Source organism: Pseudoxanthomonas sp. OG2 (assembly GCF_014192765.1).
Classification (GTDB): Bacteria; Pseudomonadota; Gammaproteobacteria; order Xanthomonadales; family Xanthomonadaceae; genus Pseudoxanthomonas_A; species Pseudoxanthomonas_A beigongshangi.
Window position 1 is genome coordinate 741,802 of the sequence record NZ_JACHYM010000001.1, and the last position, 17,277, is coordinate 759,078.

The 17,277-nt window shown below is 67.4% G+C and carries 16 protein-coding genes and 4 tRNA genes; 7 read left to right on the forward strand and 13 right to left on the reverse strand.

From position 1 onward, the window contains the following. A complete protein-coding gene (locus FHW78_RS03390; protein WP_183637687.1) occupies window positions 1–744 on the reverse strand; it encodes a 3-deoxy-D-manno-octulosonic acid kinase in 744 nt (247 codons plus the stop codon). A 19-nt stretch (window positions 745–763) separates the two neighbouring features. Between FHW78_RS03390 and FHW78_RS03395 the strand changes: the two genes are divergently transcribed. Both FHW78_RS03395 and FHW78_RS03400 read left to right on the forward strand, forming a co-directional pair. Further along, window positions 764–1,810: a glycosyltransferase family 9 protein gene (locus FHW78_RS03395; protein ID WP_183637691.1), complete on the forward strand. Its 1,047-nt coding sequence runs from the start codon at window positions 764–766 to the stop codon at window positions 1,808–1,810. A 48-nt stretch (window positions 1,811–1,858) separates the two neighbouring features. Further along, window positions 1,859–2,923: a nitronate monooxygenase gene (locus FHW78_RS03400; protein WP_183637694.1), complete on the forward strand. Its 1,065-nt coding sequence runs from the start codon at window positions 1,859–1,861 to the stop codon at window positions 2,921–2,923. A 15-nt stretch (window positions 2,924–2,938) separates the two neighbouring features. Here FHW78_RS03400 and FHW78_RS03405 read toward each other — a convergent pair whose 3' ends face one another. Next, window positions 2,939–3,346, reverse strand: coding sequence for a DUF6165 family protein (locus FHW78_RS03405; protein WP_183637696.1), 408 nt, complete (start codon window positions 3,344–3,346; stop codon window positions 2,939–2,941). Between the two features lie 102 nt (window positions 3,347–3,448). Here FHW78_RS03405 and FHW78_RS03410 point away from each other — a divergent pair, with 102 nt between their 5' ends. Beyond that, complete coding sequence (locus FHW78_RS03410) at window positions 3,449–4,138, forward strand: SDR family NAD(P)-dependent oxidoreductase (protein WP_183637698.1); 690 nt, start codon at window positions 3,449–3,451, stop codon at window positions 4,136–4,138. Between the two features lie 203 nt (window positions 4,139–4,341). Here FHW78_RS03410 and FHW78_RS03415 read toward each other — a convergent pair. After that, a tRNA-Ser gene (locus FHW78_RS03415) sits at window positions 4,342–4,432 on the reverse strand. Window positions 4,433–4,646: 214 nt separating this feature from the next. Here FHW78_RS03415 and FHW78_RS03420 point away from each other — a divergent pair. Next, on the forward strand, window positions 4,647–5,351 hold the full coding sequence (locus FHW78_RS03420; RefSeq protein WP_141456270.1) for a PP2C family serine/threonine-protein phosphatase: 705 nt from the start codon (window positions 4,647–4,649) through the stop codon (window positions 5,349–5,351). Window positions 5,352–5,449: 98 nt separating this feature from the next. On the opposite strand, the gene dnaQ is transcribed toward FHW78_RS03420, so the two are convergent. The 4 genes from dnaQ to FHW78_RS03440 are packed head-to-tail and all read right to left on the reverse strand — an operon-like array spanning window position 5,450 to window position 7,876. Next, the gene (gene dnaQ / locus FHW78_RS03425) at window positions 5,450–6,190 is read right to left on the reverse strand and encodes a DNA polymerase III subunit epsilon (RefSeq protein ID WP_183637700.1); all 741 of its coding nucleotides are present in this window, start codon (window positions 6,188–6,190) and stop codon (window positions 5,450–5,452) included. Between the two features lie 13 nt (window positions 6,191–6,203). Further along, window positions 6,204–6,737, reverse strand: coding sequence for a GNAT family N-acetyltransferase (locus FHW78_RS03430; protein ID WP_183637702.1), 534 nt, complete (start codon window positions 6,735–6,737; stop codon window positions 6,204–6,206). Between the two features lie 5 nt (window positions 6,738–6,742). Next, window positions 6,743–7,195: a ribonuclease HI gene (gene rnhA / locus FHW78_RS03435; RefSeq protein WP_183637704.1), complete on the reverse strand. Its 453-nt coding sequence runs from the start codon at window positions 7,193–7,195 to the stop codon at window positions 6,743–6,745. A 21-nt stretch (window positions 7,196–7,216) separates the two neighbouring features. Next, complete coding sequence (locus FHW78_RS03440; protein ID WP_255443134.1) at window positions 7,217–7,876, reverse strand: class I SAM-dependent methyltransferase; 660 nt, start codon at window positions 7,874–7,876, stop codon at window positions 7,217–7,219. 54 nt (window positions 7,877–7,930) lie between these two features. Here FHW78_RS03440 and gloB point away from each other — a divergent pair, with 54 nt between their 5' ends. Both gloB and FHW78_RS03450 read left to right on the forward strand, forming a co-directional pair. Next, window positions 7,931–8,707, forward strand: coding sequence for a hydroxyacylglutathione hydrolase (gene gloB, locus FHW78_RS03445; protein ID WP_183637706.1), 777 nt, complete (start codon window positions 7,931–7,933; stop codon window positions 8,705–8,707). Next, complete coding sequence (locus FHW78_RS03450; RefSeq protein ID WP_183637709.1) at window positions 8,704–9,933, forward strand: lytic transglycosylase domain-containing protein; 1,230 nt, start codon at window positions 8,704–8,706, stop codon at window positions 9,931–9,933. The genes gloB and FHW78_RS03450 overlap by 4 nt, the downstream gene beginning before the upstream one ends. A 133-nt stretch (window positions 9,934–10,066) precedes the next feature. Here the strand turns inward: FHW78_RS03450 and FHW78_RS03455 are convergent, their stop codons facing one another. After that, window positions 10,067–12,043 (reverse strand): peptidyl-prolyl cis-trans isomerase, encoded by a 1,977-nt coding sequence (locus tag FHW78_RS03455; RefSeq protein WP_183637712.1) that lies wholly within the window; start codon window positions 12,041–12,043, stop codon window positions 10,067–10,069. A 156-nt stretch (window positions 12,044–12,199) separates the two neighbouring features. Then, window positions 12,200–12,276: transfer RNA gene (locus FHW78_RS03460), tRNA-Asp, on the reverse strand. Window positions 12,277–12,902: 626 nt separating this feature from the next. Between FHW78_RS03460 and FHW78_RS03465 the strand changes: the two genes are divergently transcribed. Then, window positions 12,903–13,958, forward strand: coding sequence for a WG repeat-containing protein (locus tag FHW78_RS03465; RefSeq protein WP_183637715.1), 1,056 nt, complete (start codon window positions 12,903–12,905; stop codon window positions 13,956–13,958). A gap of 163 nt (window positions 13,959–14,121) precedes the next feature. Here FHW78_RS03465 and FHW78_RS03470 read toward each other — a convergent pair. From FHW78_RS03470 to lon, 4 genes are all read right to left on the reverse strand, one after another. Continuing rightward, window positions 14,122–14,198 (reverse strand) — tRNA-Asp (locus FHW78_RS03470). A 27-nt stretch (window positions 14,199–14,225) separates the two neighbouring features. Further along, window positions 14,226–14,300, reverse strand: a tRNA-Val gene (locus FHW78_RS03475). A 38-nt stretch (window positions 14,301–14,338) separates the two neighbouring features. Then, complete coding sequence (locus tag FHW78_RS03480; protein WP_141456262.1) at window positions 14,339–14,611, reverse strand: HU family DNA-binding protein; 273 nt, start codon at window positions 14,609–14,611, stop codon at window positions 14,339–14,341. Window positions 14,612–14,832: 221 nt separating this feature from the next. Beyond that, entirely contained in the window at window positions 14,833–17,277 is a 2,445-nt protein-coding gene (lon, locus tag FHW78_RS03485; RefSeq protein ID WP_183637718.1) for an endopeptidase La, read from the reverse strand.

Consider the following 17,277-nt stretch of genomic DNA (forward strand, 5'->3'; position numbering starts at 1 on the left):
TCAGAAACCCCGTGACCAGGCCTGATCATAGGCCCGGCGCAGGCGGGCGAAGTCCTGGCGCACGTCCTCGCCGGACCGCGATCCGCGCAGCTTCAGCAACGAGCGCAGCAGGCGCGCCAGGTTCTGTTCGCGCCAGCCGGTGGCAGGAATGCGCAGGCGGCCGCGATCGAAGTCGATCAGCCAGCCCTTGCCCTGCTCGTCGAACAGGATGTTGTGGGCGTTGAGGTCGGCATGCTGGAGCCCGGCCCGGTGGAAGCGGGCAATCAGCCGGCCGGCCTCTTCCCAGGGTGCGCGCAGTTCCTGCGCGAGGGTGGCCAGCGAGGTCACCCCGGCCAGCCGCTCCATCAGCAGGGCGGCGCGGTAGAACATGCCTTCGTGGACGTATTGGGCCGCGACCGGCTGCGGCACCGGCAGGCCGCGCGCCAGCAGCGCGCGCATCAGCCGGAACTCGGCGAAACTGCGGGTCTTGTCCGGGCCCCGCCACAGGTAGCGGTCCCGGCTGGCGCGCGCGGCCAGCCCGCCGCGCAGGTAGCGCCGCAGCACGCACTGGCTGGACGGCGCTTCGATGAACCAGGCCCCGCCGCGCCCGCCGTCGCCGACCGGTTGGGCGCGATCGCCCCACTTCTCCGGCACGAACCAGTCCGGATTGGCTTGCCGCAGGTGCTGGCGGTCGAACAGAATCGCACCGTATCCGCGGCCTTCGCGGAACGGCGTCAGGGATTCCGTGGCGTCGAAACTGACCATCCAGCGAGTCTAACAACTCTTGTCCGCCATCCCCCAATCGATCTGCCTGCTGCGCCTGTCGGCGCTCGGCGATGTGACCCACGTGGTGCCGCTGGTGCGCACCCTGCAGCGGCACTGGCCGCGGACCCGCCTGCACTGGGTCATCGACAAGGCCGGGCACAAGCTGCTGGACGGCCTGGAGGGCGTGACCTTCCACACCTACGACAAGCGCAGCGGCCTAGCCGGCATGCGCGCCCTGCGCCGGGAGCTGCCGGCCGGCGGCTTCGACGTGCTGCTGCAGATGCAGGTGGCCCTGCGCGCCAACGTGCTGTCGGCCTTCATCCCGGCCCGGCGGCGCATCGGCTACGACCACGCGCGCTCCAAGGATCTGCATGGCCTCTTCATCAACGAGCGCATCCCCGACCGCCCGGGCATCCATGTACTGGACGCGATCGGCAGCTTCTGCGAACCGCTGGGCCTGAAACAGGACCAGGTGATCTGGGACCTGCCCTATCCGCGGGAAGCGCGCGACTGGGCCGCCGCGCAATGGCCGCAGGACGGGGCGCCGGTGCTGATGATTTCCCCGTGCTCCAGCCACGTGCGCCGCAACTGGCATGCCGATCGTTACGCCGCGCTCGCCGATCACGCCGCCGGCCACGGCTGGCGGGTGGTGCTGTGCGGCGGTCGCAGCGATCTGGAGCGCAGCACCACCGATGCGATTCTCGCCGCGATGCGCGCGCCGGCCCTGGACCTGGTCGGCAAGGACACGCTGAAGCAGTTGCCCGCGCTGCTGGAGCGCGCCGACCTGCTGGTCACGCCGGACTCCGGCCCGATGCATATCGCCAACGCGGTCGGCACCAAGGTGCTGGGCCTGCACGCGGCCAGCAATCCGCGCCGCAGCGGCCCCTATTCGGATATCCGCTACTGCGTGGACCGCTATGACGCCGCCGCGCGCAAATACCTTGGCAAACCGGCCGACGCGTTGAAGTGGGGCACCAAGATCGAGTTCGACGAGGTGATGGATCTGGTCACCGTCGAAGATGCGATCGCGGCGTTCGAACGCTATCGGGCCGATACCGCGCGCTGACATGATTGCGGGCGCATAATTCCGGATCCGCCGCACCGGGAATCCGCCATGTCGCTCGCCACGCTGCTCGGAATCGAACTGCCGCTGCTGCAAGCACCAATGGCCGGCGTGCAGGGCAGCCGGCTGGCCATTGCAGTGAGCCAGGCCGGTGGCCTAGGCGCCCTGCCCTGCGCGATGCTGTCAGCGGACGCCGTCCGCGCGGAAGTCGCGGCCATCCGCGCGCAGACCGAAGCGCCATTCAATCTCAATTTCTTCTGCCATGCGCCGCCGCAACCGGATCCGGCGCGTGAAGCCGCCTGGCGGCTCAGACTCACCGCCGACTACGCCCGCTTCGGCCTGGATCCGGATGCCTTTCCGGCCGGCGCGGGACGGCGGCCTTTCGATGCCGATCTGCTGGCGCTGGTGCGCGAACTGCACCCGCCCGTGATCAGCTTCCATTTCGGGCTGCCGGATGAGGCGCTGATCGCGCCGCTGCGCGAATGGGGCTGCAAGTTGCTGGCCTCGGCCACCACGGTGGAGGAAGCGCGCTGGCTGGAGACGCGCGGCGTCGATGCAATCATCGCGCAGGGACTGGAAGCCGGCGGGCACCGCGGCCTTTTCCTCACCGACGACCTCACCACCCAGTCCGGCACCTTCACCCTGTTGCCGCAGATCGTCGCAGCGGTGCGTTGCCCGGTAATTGCGACCGGTGGCATCGCCGACGCGGCCGGCGTGGCGGCGGCGATGGCGCTGGGCGCGGCGGGCGTGCAGGTCGGCACCGCTTTTCTGCTATGCCCCGAGGCCGATACCGGTCCGCTGCACCGCGCGGCCCTGCAAAGCCCGGCGGCGGCGCACACCGCGCTGACCAACGTGTTCACCGGACGTCCCGCGCGCGGCATCGTCAACCACGCGATGCGCACGCTGGGGCCGATGGCGACTGACGCGCCCGCGTTTCCGCTCGCAAGCGCGGCCATGGCGCCCTTGCGGCAAGCGGCCGAGGCGCGTGGCAGCGGCGACTATTCGCCGCTGTGGGCCGGCCAGAACGTGTCCGGCACGCAGGCGATACCCGCGGCGCAAATGGTGTGGGATCTGGCGCGGGGATTCGGCACGCAGGAACCGACCTGCCTGGTGTAGTCCCGCGCGCGGTGGTTACGGCGTCGCGCCGGTCTTGTAGTCCTGGTAGGACTTCTCTTCCACGTAGCTGGAGCCCAGCGCCAGGTTGATGTCCTTCTTGATGCGCGCGCGTTCGTCGTTCTCGAAGTAGACGCTGCGCGCCAGGCGGACGAATTCCTCATCGAAGGCCTGCGCCTTCTCCTTGACGCGGATGTCGTCCTCGATCACCCACAGGCGCTCGTTGACCGCCTTGAGCTGGGCGCGCAGTTCACTGATGTTGTTGACCGCCGCCGGATGCGCCATCCAGGTTTTTTCCAGTGCGCTCAGTTCGTTGCGCACGTTGGCCAGCTTGGCCGGGTCGCTCATCCGCTCGGACTTGATCTGCAGGATGGCGATCTTGTCGAGCAGTTCGCCGAAGGAAACGGGGACGAGGATTTCGGACATGGCGCGGCACCGCGAAAACGGGACGGCCAGTGTACCGGATGGCGGATACACGCCCGCTCGCACGGCGCTAACATGGTCGCTTTCCGCATCGGGATGTCCTCCATGAATTCATCGGCCCAACGGGTTGTCGTCACCGGCGCTTTCGGCGCGCTTGGCCGGGTGGTGGTGCAATCGCTGGTCGCTTCGGGCGCGACGGTGGCAGCGCTGGATCACGCGCCCGCTCCCGCCGAAACCACCGCCGGCGTGCATGCCTTCGGCGGCATCGACCTGGCCGATGCCGAGGCGGCAAGGACCGCGCTGGAGCAGGCCAGGCAGGCGCTCGGCGGCATCGGCGCGCTGGTGAACATCGCCGGTGGCTTCCACTGGGAAACCCTGGCCGAAGGCAGCCTGGACACCTGGGACCGGCTCTACCGGCTGAACCTGCGCACGGCCGTGGCCGCCAGCCAGGCCGCGCTGCCGTTCCTGCTCGCCGCCGGCGGCGGCCGCATCGTCAATATCGGCGCGGCCGGCGCAGTCAAGGCCGGCACCGGCATGGGCGCCTACGCGGCCTCCAAGGCCGGCGTGGCGCGCCTTACCGAGGCGATGGCGGAGGAATTCAAGGATCGCGGCATCACCGTCAACGCGCTGCTGCCCAGCATCATCGACACCCCCGCCAACCGCGCCGACATGCCGGACGCCGACACCTCGCGCTGGGTGACCCCGGAACAACTGGCGGGGGTGGTCCGGTTCCTGCTGTCCGAACCGGCCGCCGCGATCACCGGCGCGCTGATTCCGGTGACTGGTCGGGTCTGAGAAGTTCCCGAAACGCAAAAGCCCCCTTGCGGGGGCCCTGTAAGGTGCGGAGAGGGATTCACTCGGCACTGCGTGCCTCGCCCTGCGGGCGGCTTCGCCGTGCAGAACGGCTGCGCCGTTCTGTCGAACCCGTCGGGGTTCTCTCCAGATCCCCACACTCCGCCAGATACGCAAAAGCCCCCTTGCGGGGGCCCTTGCGTATCTGGCGGAGAGGGGGGGATTCGAACCCCCGATACGCTATTAACGTATGCCTGATTTCGAGTCAGGTACATTCAACCACTCTGCCACCTCTCCGGTGGTCCCCGACGCGCGGCCGGGGGCGTGAATGATACGGGTCGGGCCCTCCGCCGACAAGCCGAAGCTGAAGATTCCGGCCGGATTCGTCGTTTCCCACTGAACGAAAACTCTCCCGGGCTCGCTTTTGCTTGCCCGCTGTCCGTTTCGCCCGGATCATTCCGTATCAACCAGCAGGGAACTTCCCTCCCCCGCTCCCACCATCAGGACATCAATGATCGAATTCGGGCACATCACCCACGTAGGCCTCAGAAGGGAGCTGAACGAGGACACCTACTACGGCGACAGCGAGCTGGGACTGTGGCTGGTGGCCGATGGCATGGGGGGGCACGCCTGCGGCGAGGTGGCCAGCGCGCTGGCGCGCGAGACCATCGTGCGCGAGATCCGCGATGGCACGCCGCTGCACCAGGCCATCCGCATCGCCGACGAGGAAATCATCCGCACCTCCCGGCGCCGCAACGACACCCTGCCGATGGGCACCACGGTGGTCGCCGCGCGGGTCCAGGGCAACCGTTTCGAGGTGGCGTGGGTCGGCGACAGCCGCGCCTACCTGTGGCGCGACGGCCAGTTGGCCCAATTGAGCCAGGACCACAGCTACGTGCAGGAACTGATCGCACAGGGTTCGCTGACCAGCGAACAGGCACGCTCGCATCCACACCGCAACGTGGTGACCCAGGCGCTGGGCGTGACCGATCCGACCCATCTCAACGTTGAAACCCTCACCGGCGAACTGCGTCCGGGCATGCAGTTGCTCCTGTGCAGCGACGGGCTGACCGAGGAAGTGGACGATCGCAGTATCGCGGACACCCTGAGGCTGTCCGACTGCAGCGCGCAGGAATGCGTGGATTGCCTGATCGCCGCGGCCCTCGATGGCGGTGGTTCGGACAACGTCACCGCCATCCTGGTGCGCTGCCACTGACGTAGAGCGGAGCTTGCTCCGCTTGCCCCCGGATCTCCGCCCCGGTTCGCCGAGCAAGCTCGGCGCTACGAGGTATGTTGCCTGCTCCGCCCTGAGATTCAGGCGATGGCGGTTTCGGCCATGGCCGGGGTGTCGAGTTCGTCCCACAACGCCTTGCCGGCTTTCTTGCGCAGTTTTTCCAGGCGCGCCTCGTGCGCGGCCTGTTCCGCCTCGCCGATCTGCACGCGCGGGCGCGGGCCGGCGGCCAGGCCGCTGAAATCGGCCGCCACCACCGCCGCGCCGGAACTCGGTTCGTCCAGGCCGGCAAAGCCGATTTCCCGCTGGCCGGCGGTCAGCGCGAGGTAGACATCGCAGAGCAGCTGGGCGTCGAGCAGCGCGCCGTGCAACTGGCGATGGGTGTTGTCCACGCCCAGCCGCTTGCACAGCGCGTCCAGCGAATTGCGCTGTCCCGGGAAGCGTTGGCGCGCCAGCAGCAGCGAGTCCTCCACGGTCACCCGATCCTGCAGGCGCCCGTAGTGCTCGCCCAGCAACGACAGTTCGTAGTCGAGGAAGCCCACGTCGAACGCGGCGTTGTGGATGATCAGTTCCGCGCCGTCGATGAAGGCGAGGAACTCGTCGGCGATCTGCGCGAACAGCGGCTTGTCCGACAGGAAATCCAGGCTCAGGCCGGTGACCTCCGCCGCGCCCTGCTCGAACTCGCGCTGCGGATGGATGTACTGGTGGTAGGTGCGGCCGGTGGGCCGGCGTTCGAGCAGTTCGACGCAACCGATTTCCACGATGCGGTTGCCCTTCTTCCATTCCAGGCCGGTGGTTTCGGTGTCGAGGATGATCTGTCGCATGCGTCTGTCTTGCCTATTGCTTGTCTGATTGCCAAGCGAACAACTTCAGTTCGATGTCGTCCGCCGCCAGCCGGACCATTTCACGGTACCCGAAATCCAGGCCCTGCAGGGTCCGGATCGAGGCCGCATTGTCCGGGTCCACCACCGCCAGCACGGTGGCGATGCCCTGTTCGCGCGCCGCAGCGAGCACTGCCCGCGCGGCCTCGGCCACGTAACCATGGCCACGAAAACGCGGCAGCAGGGCGTAACCGAGATCGGGATGCGCCAGCGGCGGCCGCTTGATCAACCCGCACATGCCCACCGCCGCGCCGTCCTCGCGCCGTTCCACCCGATACAGGCCGAAACCGTTGAGCCGGTAGCTCGCCACCGGTCCGTCGCGCAGGTAGTCGACTGCCTGCGCCAGCGAATGCACGCCGCGGTCGCCGATGTAGCGGAGGAAATCCGGGTCGTTGAGCAGTTCCAGCACGAAGGCGGTATCGCCGGGTGCATGCTCCGACAGCTCGAACAGGCGCAGGCGCTCGGTTTCGAGCACGGGTGAAAGATTCATGCCGCTTACTTTACCGCGCCGCCGTCTCGGAACCTGAGCGCCTGCATGCGCGCCAGCTGATCGACGCGTTCGTTGTCCGGGTCCCCGTTGTGGCCTTTCACCCAGTGCCATTCGATGCGATGGCGCCGGGTCGCCTCGTGCAGGCGCTCCCACAGATCACGATTCTTGACCGGGTCGCCGGCGGCGGTCTTCCAGTTGCGCCGCACCCAGTTGGGCATCCATTCGGTGATGCCCTGGCGCACGTACTGGGAATCGATGTACAGCGCGACCGCGCATCCCTCGGTGAGGGTCTCCAGCGCCACGATCGCCGCCATCAACTCCATCCGGTTGTTGGTGGTCTGGGCTTCACCCCCGGAAAGTTCGCGCTCCTTCTTCTGGTAGCGCAACAGGGCGGCCCAGCCCCCGGGCCCGGGATTGCCCAGGCAGGAGCCGTCGGTATGGATGGAAATCTGCTTCATTGCTTCCTGTGCGTTGTGGGTTCAGGCGTGCGCCGCGCCGGTGTTCCAGCGACGCCGGGCCGGCGCGGGCGGAATCAGGGCGGCGACGCGTTTTTCGGCTTCCAGCACGCAGACCGCGCGGAACCGGTTGAAGGAAAGGTGCGGCGCCATCGCGGTGCCGCGCAGCAGCGGCCCCTGGTAGCCGGCTCCGGCGGCGAGCGGGTGCAGGCCGACCTGGCGAAGCGCGCCCTGCCAGCTGGCGGCATCGCGGACCCGCAGGGCGGCACCGCGCCAGCGCCACCGGTACGGGCTGAGGGGGTTGAGCGTGTACAGGCGCAGGCGTCCGCCGGGGGCGAGCACGCGCGCACACTCGCCCAGCAGATCCGTCGCCGAACCGGCCTCTTGCACGTGCTGGACGACGATGCTGCCGAAGGCCTCGCTGGGCAGCGGCAGGGGCAGTTCGCAGCGCAGATCGCCGCTGAAGCCGTCCGGATGCCGCCACAGCCACAACTGCCGGCTGAAGCCGTGGAGCACGACCGGCGGGCGCGCCGGGGCCGGGGAGAGCCACAGCGCCGGCTGGGCCGGCCGCAGCGTCAGCCATTGGCCGGCGGCGACGGTCTCGGCTGCCAGCAGGGCCTGCCCGCGCCCGGCATCGAACCATGCCAGGGCATCGGGTTGACGGCTGAACTCGAAGGCAGGCATGTTCGGGATTGTAGTGGACGACCCTTCCAGCGTCCCTCCCCAAAACCATCGCCCATGCGCCTGACCGCCCTGCCCGCCTTCGACGACAACTACATCTGGGCGCTGGCCGACGACGACGGCGATGCGCTGATCGTGGACCCCGGGGACGCCGCGCCGGTCCTGGCCGCCGCCGACCAGGGCCTGTGGCCCGCGGCGGTCCTGCTGACCCATCACCACAACGACCATATCGGCGGCGTGGCGGCACTGCGCGCCCGCTGGCCGACCCTGCCGGTCTACGCGCCGGAGGACGAGCGGATTCCGTTCGACTGTGTGCGGGTGGGCGACGGCGCCCGCGTGGCGCTGAAGAACTGGCGCCTGGAGGTGCTGGCCGTGCCCGGCCATACCCGCAGCCACATCGCCTATCTGGGCGGAGGCCAGGACCAGGATCACCTGTTCTGCGGCGACACCTTGTTCAGCCTGGGCTGTGGGCGCATGTTCGAAGGTACGCCGTCCCAGATGCTGGGGTCGCTGGACCGCCTGGCCGCCCTGCCCGGCTCGACCGCGGTCTGCTGCGGCCACGAGTACACCCTGGCCAACGCCGCATTCGCCCGCGCGGTGGATCCCGCCAACGAGGCCCTGCGTCGCAGAACCGAGGAAGTCCACGCCATGCGCCAAGCCGGCCGTCCGACCCTGCCGTCGACCCTGGCCCAGGAAACCGCGACCAACCCGTTCCTGCGGGTGGACAGCGAGGCCGTGCGCGCGGCCGTGGCGCACCGGCTGGGGCGCGCGCCCACCGACCGGGTCGAGACCTTCGCCGAACTGCGGCGCTGGAAGGACCAGTTCCGCGCATGAACCGGCGCGGCCCGCTTCCTGGCCTGCGAGCCGGCCTGCTCGCGCTGGCCTGCAGCGCCGGCCTGGGCCTGGCACTGTCGCCGGCACAGGCGAGCCAGCCTTCGGCCCCCCCGATCGAACTGGTCACGGTGCCCCCCAGCCAGCAGGAAAGCGGGCTGGAGATCTACCAGCGGTTCCGCGACGGCCTGGCCGAACCGCAATGCGATGCCGCCGCCACCGGCCCGCGCTGGAAGAAGCACTTCGCCCATGCGCCGAGCCAACTGGTCAAATCGGACGACGTGCTACCGCTGTTCGGTTATGTCGTGGACGCGCTGCGCGAGGCGCACCTGCCCACCGAGTTCGCGCTCATCCCCTTCGTGGAAAGCGGCTACAAGCCCGGCGCGCGCAACGCCAGCGGTCCCGCGGGCCTGTGGCAGTTCATCGGCATCACCGCACGGAACCATGGTGTGCCGGTGCGCGAAAGCTACGACGGCCGGCTCTCGCCGGTGGATTCCACCCAGGCCGCGGTGCGTTACCTCAAGACCCTCCATGGCATGTTCGGCGGCGATTGGCGGCTGGCGGTGATGGCCTACAACGCCGGCGAGTACCGGGTGCTGCAATCGATGCGCCGCGCCGGCATGAATGCGCAGAACGCCCGCCCGGCCGAGCTGCCCGGGTTGTCCAGCATCACCTACGCCTACGTCGAAAAGCTGCATGCATTGGCCTGCATCTTCGAACAGGCCGACGATCGCGGCGAATGGCTGAAACGGCTGGACCGTCCAGTGCCTCGCCTGTCCGCGCACGCCTTGCCCCGCGATGCCGCCAGCCTGGAGCGCTGGGCGGAGGCCAACGGTCACGACAGCGCCCTGCTCAAGCGCCTGAATCCGGCCTTGGGCAAGGGTGTCCCGCGCCTGGACAAGCCGGTCAGGATTCTCGCTCCCGATTCCCGGGGCATCGTGGCGGCATCCTCGCCCCGGCTTGCCGACGCGTCGGTCGAAGCGGAGTCCGGACCGGGTCCGTCCGCCGCCGGCATCGGCGCCGCCGCAAGCGCTTCGCCGCCGTCGCGGGACACCAGCGTCGCCAGCGCATCCCGGCGCTCGCACACCGTTCGTGCCGGCGAATCCGCCTGGACCATCGCGCGGCGGTACGGCCTCAGGCCGCAGCAGTTGCTATCGCGCAATGGCCTGAAGTCCGACGCCATCCTGCGCCCGGGCATGGTGCTGGCGCTGGACGAAAGCCAGCCCTGACGACAGGACGGCTCTCGGTCCCCCCGGCTCGAGGTCATGCCGGCTCCGTGCCGATGCCGTGTGGCGCAAAAGACCCGATAAAAAAAGCCCGGCGTTTGCCGGGCTTTTTCGTTCACCGCGTCGGTCGAACGCCTTACAGGCGATCTTCCATCACGGTGACCTTGTACTGCTTGCGCATGGTGTCGATGAAACCCTGGGTGGCGACGCCGCCGCCCAGTTGGATCAGCTGCTGCTTCATGCCATCGCGCTGCTCGGCCGGCACCTGCGCGGCATCGCCGTCGGTGACCTTGGTGACCGCGAACACGGCGAACGCGCCGCCGCCCAGCGCGACCTTGCCGGTCGACGCCTTGCCCGCGGCCGGACGCGGCACCGCGAAGATCGCCTCGTTGCCTTCCGCGGTCGGCACCGGCATGCCGCGCGGCATGCCCGGCATTTCGTTGAACTGGAGCTTGTCGGCAGTGGCAATCGCCTGCAGCGTCTCGCCCTTGGCGATGCGTGCCAGCACCGCGTCGGCGGTGGCGGCGGTGGCCTTCTCCTGGCGATCGGCGCGGATCGCGGCGATCACCGCGTCACGGACCTGGGCCAGCGGCTGCGGCTGCTCCGGCGTATGACCGACCACGCGGATCACCACGCTGTGGCTGGGCGCGATCTCGATCGGATCGCTGACCGTACCGTCCTGCACCAGCGCCTCGGAGAACGCACTGCGCAGCACCGCCGGGTTGGCGGCGATGCCGCTGGCGTTGGCGCGCGAGAACGGCCCGATCTTCTGCACCGGCAGGCCAACGGCCTTCGCGGCCGGCTCCAGCGCGGTGGGGTTCTTCAGCACTTCGTTGACGAGTTTGCCGGCCAGTTCGTTGTAGGCCCGCTCGGCGTCGGCGGTGGCCTGCTCGCGGGCGAGTTCGTCGCGGACCTCCTCGAAGCTCTTGCCCTGGCCCGGCTTGATCTCGTTTAGCTTCAGCACGTGATAGCCGAAGTCGCTCTTGACCGGGCCACGGATCTCGCCGGCCTGCATGGCGAACGCAGCGTCCTCGAACGGCTTGACCATCGATCCGTCGCGCGCGAACGCCGGCAGCAGGCCGCCGGTGTCCTTGGAACCCGGATCTTCCGAATTGGCCTTGGCCAGCGCGGCGAAGTCGGCGCCCTGCCTGGCCTGCGCGGCCAGCGCGGCGGCCTTGTCCTCGGCCTTCTTCAAGGTGGCGGCGTCGGCACCGGCCGGCGCGCCGATCAGGATGTGCGATACCACGCGCTGTTCCGGCGCCACGAAGCGGTTCTTCTCGGTTTCATAGCGCTTGCGCAGGGTCGCCTCGTCCGGCGCCACGGCACCCGGCAGGGTCGCGCCGTTGACCTCGACATACTCCAGCGAGACCGTTTCCGGCTGGCGGTAATCGGCCTTGTGGCCGTCGTACCACTTCTGGATATCGGCGTCGGACACCGGCGCGGTATCCGGTGCGGCAGGCGGCACCAGCGCCAGGCCCACGTCGCGGGTCTGCGCCAGCAGCTTGAACAACCGCTCCAGTTCGCCCTTGGTGACGAAATCGGAGGTGCCGATGCCTTCGGGCATCACCATCATCTTCAGGCGCTCGCGTTCCTGCTCCTGGAACTTCAGCGGCGACAGCGCCGGCACCTGCGAAGCCAGCACCAGCTGGTAGCGTTCGGCATTGAATTTGCCGTCGACCTGGAAGGCCGGTTCGGCGGCGATGGCCTGGTTGACGGCGGCATCGCCGATCACCACGCCCGCACGTTCGGAAGCCAACGCCAGCACGCGCTGGTTGATCAGCTGCTCGAGGATCTTGAGCTTGTTTTCCTTGCTCTCGAACTCGCGCGCATCGAAATTCTCGCCCAGCATCTGGCGCTGCTGCTGGCGCGCGGCCTCGAAGGTCGTACGGAATTCGTCGACCGTGATTTCCTTGCGCTGCCAGAGCCTGGACACCGGCCACCAGTTCGGCGCGGACTTCCACCAGGTGGGCGGCGCCTCGACGGTCGCGACATCGTTGGCCGTGCCGCCGGTCATGTATTCGTTCACGCCGACAAAGGCGAACGGAATGATCAGCAGGCCCAGGATGAGGGTGGCGATCCACCCGGATGTCTTATCGCGGAGTTTTTGCAGCATCGATGCGTGGCTCGATTTCAGTAGCCGCGCAGTTTACCGCGCTTCGCGGTGGTTCGCCGCAACCCGGCCGCACCGCCCGGGCCCGTTCATCCACGGACGCCGGCAGCGGTCCCCGGAAAAGCAGAAAGCCCGCTTTCGCGGGCTTTCCGGGATAACTGGCGGAGTGGACGGGACTCGAACCCGCGACCTCCGGCGTGACAGGCCAGCATTCTAACCGACTGAACTACCACTCCGCGCTGAGTCGACCATTGTACGGGGCTTCCGGAAATTGTGCCAGACCGGTCGAACAGATTTTTCAGGTTCGGTCCCCTGTCGGCACCGTGCCCAGGGAACCGCATCTCTCCCTGCCCGCGGTTGCCAAGGGGCCACGGGAGCCCGTCGCTTGCTTCCGCCGCGCCTCCGGCGGCCTGGCCGGAATGACCGGGCAGCGGCGGTCGCGGGGGCCCCCGGCGTGCGTTCGGCGTCATCCCTGCCGCACCCTTCCCGGTGAAAGGTCGGCCAGACCTGTTTCGTTCGGAGCGGGTGGTTCCCTGCCCCGCCGGGACTCGTCCACCGTGGCGCACCTCCCTCCCTCTCGACGACCTGCTGCGCTCGCGCCCGCCCCCCCACGGCAGCCACGCGGCCGCAGCCGCGCAGAGCATTCGTTCCCATAAATCGGCCCCCTATGGCGGTGCCAGGTGCTTTCCGGCCGCAACCGCATCGGACGGATTCGCTCGCCGCCCTTTCTTCCCGCATGGGCAAGAGATTCCTCGACACGAGCGACCGTCATTCGTTGCTCTTGAGAACGAACAATGCAAAAGGGCCTCGGAGTCATCCCGATAGAATCGACCTCTGTTCGCACTGCCATTGCTCTTGTGTCATGCCGCCCTCCCGCCTGCTTCGGCTCCTCACCTGGCTACTCCTGCCCATCTCGATGATCGCCTCCGGTCGTTCCGACGATGGCGCCGCCGAAACCGGACATCCGGTGAACGCCGCGACTTCCTTCATCCCCTATCTCCATGCCGACGGCCGGTTCGGTTTTGTCGATGCTCATGGGCAGACCCCGTTCTCGAAAACCTTCGAGGATGCGCAGCCGTTCACCGAAGACCGGGCCGCGGTGAAATCGGGCGGGAAATGGGGCTATATCGATCTCCGGGGCCGTTGGATCCTGCATCCGCGTTTCACCGAAGCCAGGCCATTCAGGGACGGCGTGGCCTGGGGCGCCATCGTCAAACCGTCCACCCGAAGCGGATTCATCGATTTGAATCCGTTTCATTCCGCGGGAAGCCGGAAGTGTTATCTCATCTCTCCGGACGGCCACGCACACCCCTGCGGCGGTGACTATCCGGATCGGTATGACGTGGCGTCCAGCCGTTTCCGGGAGCCGTCGTCGGATTCCCGGGAGCTTCGCGTGGTACGCGCCCCGGACCGCAAGAGCGTTGGTGTGCTCGGTACCGATGGCCGGCAAATCGTCCCGTTCGGCATCTATGACGATCTCCGATATCAATACGACAATTTTTTCGTGGTTCATCGCGTCGGCGGCGGCTGGGGCATCCTGGATGCGGCGCGCAACGTGGAGGTCGTGACCGCGGATCGGCCAAGCTTCGAGTACCTGAAATATACCTCTCCCGATCTGCCGCTCCGCCTGCTGGTCGTGCGACGGGACGACGACACCCGCTGCCTCCTCGATCACGCGGGGGCGGAACTCCATTGCGGCCTGAGCGAGGTTTCGCCTTGGGGAGAGAGTCTGATCGCCGCCAGCAACGGGCAAAAGCAATGGGGAGCTCTCGATACGCGCGGACAACGGGTCATCCCGTTCCGCTATGACTCGGAATTCCGCTTCCGCGATGGCCTTGCGCGCGTGCGTCTCGATGGGGATGAGTTCTACATCGACCTTCAGGGTCGCGAGTACCGCGCATCGTCCGCGCCGGACTGACGGAAATTCAAGCGAGGCGCCATCCACGACGACGCGATTGGTCCGCGGGGCGCTACGCGACATTCGCATCGCTCCGGACGCTGGAAGCAACCACCATCGCCATCTTTCGCGCGACCGACAGGCAACAAAAAACCCCTGACTTCTCAGGGGTTTTTCATGTTCGTGGCGGAGTGGACGGGACTCGAACCCGCGACCTCCGGCGTGACAGGCCAGCATTCTAACCGACTGAACTACCACTCCGCGGAAACTTAAACAGTTGGTCCGGTTTGGTGGGTGCTGAGGGTTTCGAACCCCCGACCCTCGCCTTGTAAGGGCGACGCTCTACCGCTGAGCTAAGCACCCGTTCAACCGACCGGACTCACTCGGCAGCAGCGAGTCGATTAGTTTACGGCATCCTTCAGGGCTTTGCCAGCCTTGAAGGCGGGATTCTTGGAAGCCTTGATCTTGATGGTGTCGCCGGTCTTCGGGTTGCGGCCGGTACGGGCGGCGCGCTTGCGCACCTGGAAGGTGCCGAAGCCCACGAGGGTCACGCTGTCGCCCTTCTTCAGGGCCTTGGTGATGCTGGAAATCACGGCGTCGACGGCACGTCCAGCTTCAGCCTTGGACATTTCGGCTTCGTCGGCGACGGCATCAACCAATTCGGTTTTGTTCATGTAGAAACTCCTTTTGCGGAACAACCGCGGAATGTGTAACCGGAATGCGCGGGAATCTGATCGTCACGCGCTTCCGGTCGTCTTCCACGAACACGACGAGAACGATGCTCATCGTGTTTGCGGGTGACGCCGTTATACCAGCGGGTATACAGGCACGCAAGCCGAAAACCCAATAATGACGCGGGTTTTGCGGGTTTTTTACCTTCCGTGTATGCCGCGATTCAGTGCTTGACGTCGGGCTGCACGGGCGCCTTGCGGCGGGCCGGCACGCGCCGCGGCTTGCCCCCCTCGGTCGGCGCCGCGGTGGGCGCCAGCGGCCGTTCCAGCGCGAGATCCAGCACCTCATCGATCCAGCGGACCGGCACGATCTTCATGCCCTGGGTGACGTTGGCGGGAATGTCGGCGAGGTCCTTGCGGTTCTCTTCCGGGATGATCACGGTGGTGATGCCGCCGCGCAGCGCCGCCAGCAGTTTTTCCTTCAGGCCACCAATGGCGGACACGCGCCCGCGCAGGGTGATCTCGCCGGTCATCGCCACGTCGGCACGCACCGGCGTGCGGGTCAGCGTGGACACCAGCGCGGTCACCATCGCGGCACCGGCGCTGGGACCATCCTTCGGCGTCGCGCCGTCGGGCACGTGCAGGTGGACGTCGTGCTTCTGCAGGTACTCGGCATCGATGCCCAGTGCGGTGGCGCGCGCGCGCACCACCGACATCGCGGCGGCCGCGGATTCCTTCATCACGTCGCCCAGCTGGCCGGTCAGGGTCAACAGGCCCTTGCCCGGCACCAGCGCGACTTCGATCTGCAGCAGATCGCCGCCCACTTCGGTCCAGGCCAGCCCGGTGACCAGGCCAATCTCGTTCTGCTCCTCGGCGCGACCGAAATCGAAGCGGCGCACGCCGGAATACTTGTCCAGGTTCTTCGAACTGACCTGCACCAGCGCGCCCTTTTTCTTCTTCTTGGCCGGCTGCGGGCCGGCCAGCGCGATTTCCTTGACCACCTTGCGGCAGATCTTGGCGATTTCGCGTTCCAGGTTGCGCACGCCGGATTCGCGCGTGTAGTAACGCACCAGGTCGCGGATGGCGTCCTCGGCGATCGTGAGCTCTTCCGGCTTCAGGCCGTTGGCCTTGATCTGCTTGGGCAGCAGGTAGCGCAGGGCGATGTTGAGCTTCTCATCCTCGGTATAGCCCGGGATGCGGATGACTTCCATGCGATCCAGCAATGGGCCGGGGATGTTGAGCGAGTTGGAGGTCGCGACGAACATCACTTCGGACAGGTCCAGATCCACTTCCAGGTAGTGATCGTTGAAGGCGCTGTTCTGCTCCGGATCCAGCACTTCCAGCAGCGCAGACGAGGGATCGCCGCGGAAGTCCATCGACATCTTGTCGATTTCGTCCAGCACGAACAGCGGATTCTTGCTGCCGGTCTTGTTGAGGTTCTGCACGATGCGGCCCGGCATCGAACCCACGTAGGTGCGGCGGTGGCCCCGGATCTCGGCCTCGTCGCGCACGCCGCCCAGCGACATGCGCACGAACTTGCGGTTGGTCGCCTTGGCGATTGACTGGCCCAGCGAGGTCTTGCCCACGCCCGGCGGTCCCACCAGGCACAGGATCGGGCCGCGCATCTTCTGCACGCGCGACTGCACGGCGAGATATTCGAGGATCCGTTCCTTCACCTTGTCCAGGCCGTAATGGTCGGCGTCCAGGGTTTCCTGCGCGACCTTCAGGTCCTTGCGGACCTTGCTGCGCTTCTTCCACGGCACGCCCAGCAGCCAGTCCAGGTAATTGCGCACGACCGCCGCCTCGGCGGACATCGGCGACATCTGCTTGAGCTTGTTGAGTTCGTTCTTGGCCTTGGTCTCGACCGCCTTGGGCATGCCGGCCTCGGCGATCTTGCGGGCCAGTTCCTCCTGCTCGTTCGGCGCGTCGTCGAGCTCGCCCAGTTCCTTCTGGATCGCCTTCATCTGCTCGTTGAGGTAGTACTCGCGCTGGCTCTTCTCCATCTGCGACTTGACCCGGCCGCGGATGCGCTTTTCCAGCTGCTGCACGTCGATTTCGCCGTCGACGAAACCGACCAGCAATTCCAGCCGTTCGCCGATGCCGATGGTTTCCAGCAGGCGCTGCTTGTCGCTCAGGCGCACGCCCAGATGGGCGGCGATGGTGTCGGCCAGGCGACCGGGTTCATCGATGCCGGCCAGCGTCTGCAGCAGTTCCGGCGGCAGTTTGCGGTTGGTCTTGACGTACTGTTCGAACAGGCCCATCAGCGAACGCGCGACCGCTTCGATTTCACGCGGCTCGCGGCCTTCGGTGGATTCGATTTCCTCGCCTTCGCCGTACAGCGAACCGTCGCGCTCGACGACATTGGAAACCTTCACGCGGGACACGCCCTCGACCAGCACCTTGATGGTGCCGTCGGGGAGCTTCAGCAATTGCAGGACCTGGGCCAGGGTGCCGATGCTGTAGAGATCGGCGGCCACGGGATCGTCGGTCTCGGCCGACTTCTGGGCCAGCAGCAGGATGCGCTTGTCCGCTTCCATGGCCTGCTCCAGCGCGCGCATGGACTTGTCGCGGCCGACGAACAGGGGAATGACCATGTGCGGGAACACCACTACGTCGCGTAGCGGCAGGACCGGCAGGTCGAGAATTTCGGTGGGGGTACGGCGGGGCAT

Bases quoted from the DNA above. Each gene is read 5' to 3' on its own strand.
- FHW78_RS03390 (WP_183637687.1), bottom strand. From the start codon at position 744: ATGGTCAGTTTCGACGCCACGGAATCCCTGACGCCGTTCCGCGAAGGC.
- FHW78_RS03400 (WP_183637694.1), top strand. From the start codon at position 1,859: ATGTCGCTCGCCACGCTGCTCGGAATCGAACTGCCGCTGCTGCAAGCA.
- FHW78_RS03405 (WP_183637696.1), bottom strand. From the start codon at position 3,346: ATGTCCGAAATCCTCGTCCCCGTTTCCTTCGGCGAACTGCTCGACAAG.
- FHW78_RS03410 (WP_183637698.1), top strand. From the start codon at position 3,449: ATGAATTCATCGGCCCAACGGGTTGTCGTCACCGGCGCTTTCGGCGCG.
- FHW78_RS03420 (WP_141456270.1), top strand. From the start codon at position 4,647: ATGATCGAATTCGGGCACATCACCCACGTAGGCCTCAGAAGGGAGCTG.
- dnaQ (WP_183637700.1), bottom strand. From the start codon at position 6,190: ATGCGACAGATCATCCTCGACACCGAAACCACCGGCCTGGAATGGAAG.
- FHW78_RS03430 (WP_183637702.1), bottom strand. From the start codon at position 6,737: ATGAATCTTTCACCCGTGCTCGAAACCGAGCGCCTGCGCCTGTTCGAG.
- rnhA (WP_183637704.1), bottom strand. From the start codon at position 7,195: ATGAAGCAGATTTCCATCCATACCGACGGCTCCTGCCTGGGCAATCCC.
- FHW78_RS03440 (WP_255443134.1), bottom strand. From the start codon at position 7,876: ATGCCTGCCTTCGAGTTCAGCCGTCAACCCGATGCCCTGGCATGGTTC.
- gloB (WP_183637706.1), top strand. From the start codon at position 7,931: ATGCGCCTGACCGCCCTGCCCGCCTTCGACGACAACTACATCTGGGCG.
- FHW78_RS03450 (WP_183637709.1), top strand. From the start codon at position 8,704: ATGAACCGGCGCGGCCCGCTTCCTGGCCTGCGAGCCGGCCTGCTCGCG.
- FHW78_RS03455 (WP_183637712.1), bottom strand. From the start codon at position 12,043: ATGCTGCAAAAACTCCGCGATAAGACATCCGGGTGGATCGCCACCCTC.
- FHW78_RS03465 (WP_183637715.1), top strand. From the start codon at position 12,903: ATGCCGCCCTCCCGCCTGCTTCGGCTCCTCACCTGGCTACTCCTGCCC.
- FHW78_RS03480 (WP_141456262.1), bottom strand. From the start codon at position 14,611: ATGAACAAAACCGAATTGGTTGATGCCGTCGCCGACGAAGCCGAAATG.
- lon (WP_183637718.1), bottom strand. From the start codon at position 17,277: ATGCCCCGCCGTACCCCCACCGAAATTCTCGACCTGCCGGTCCTGCCG.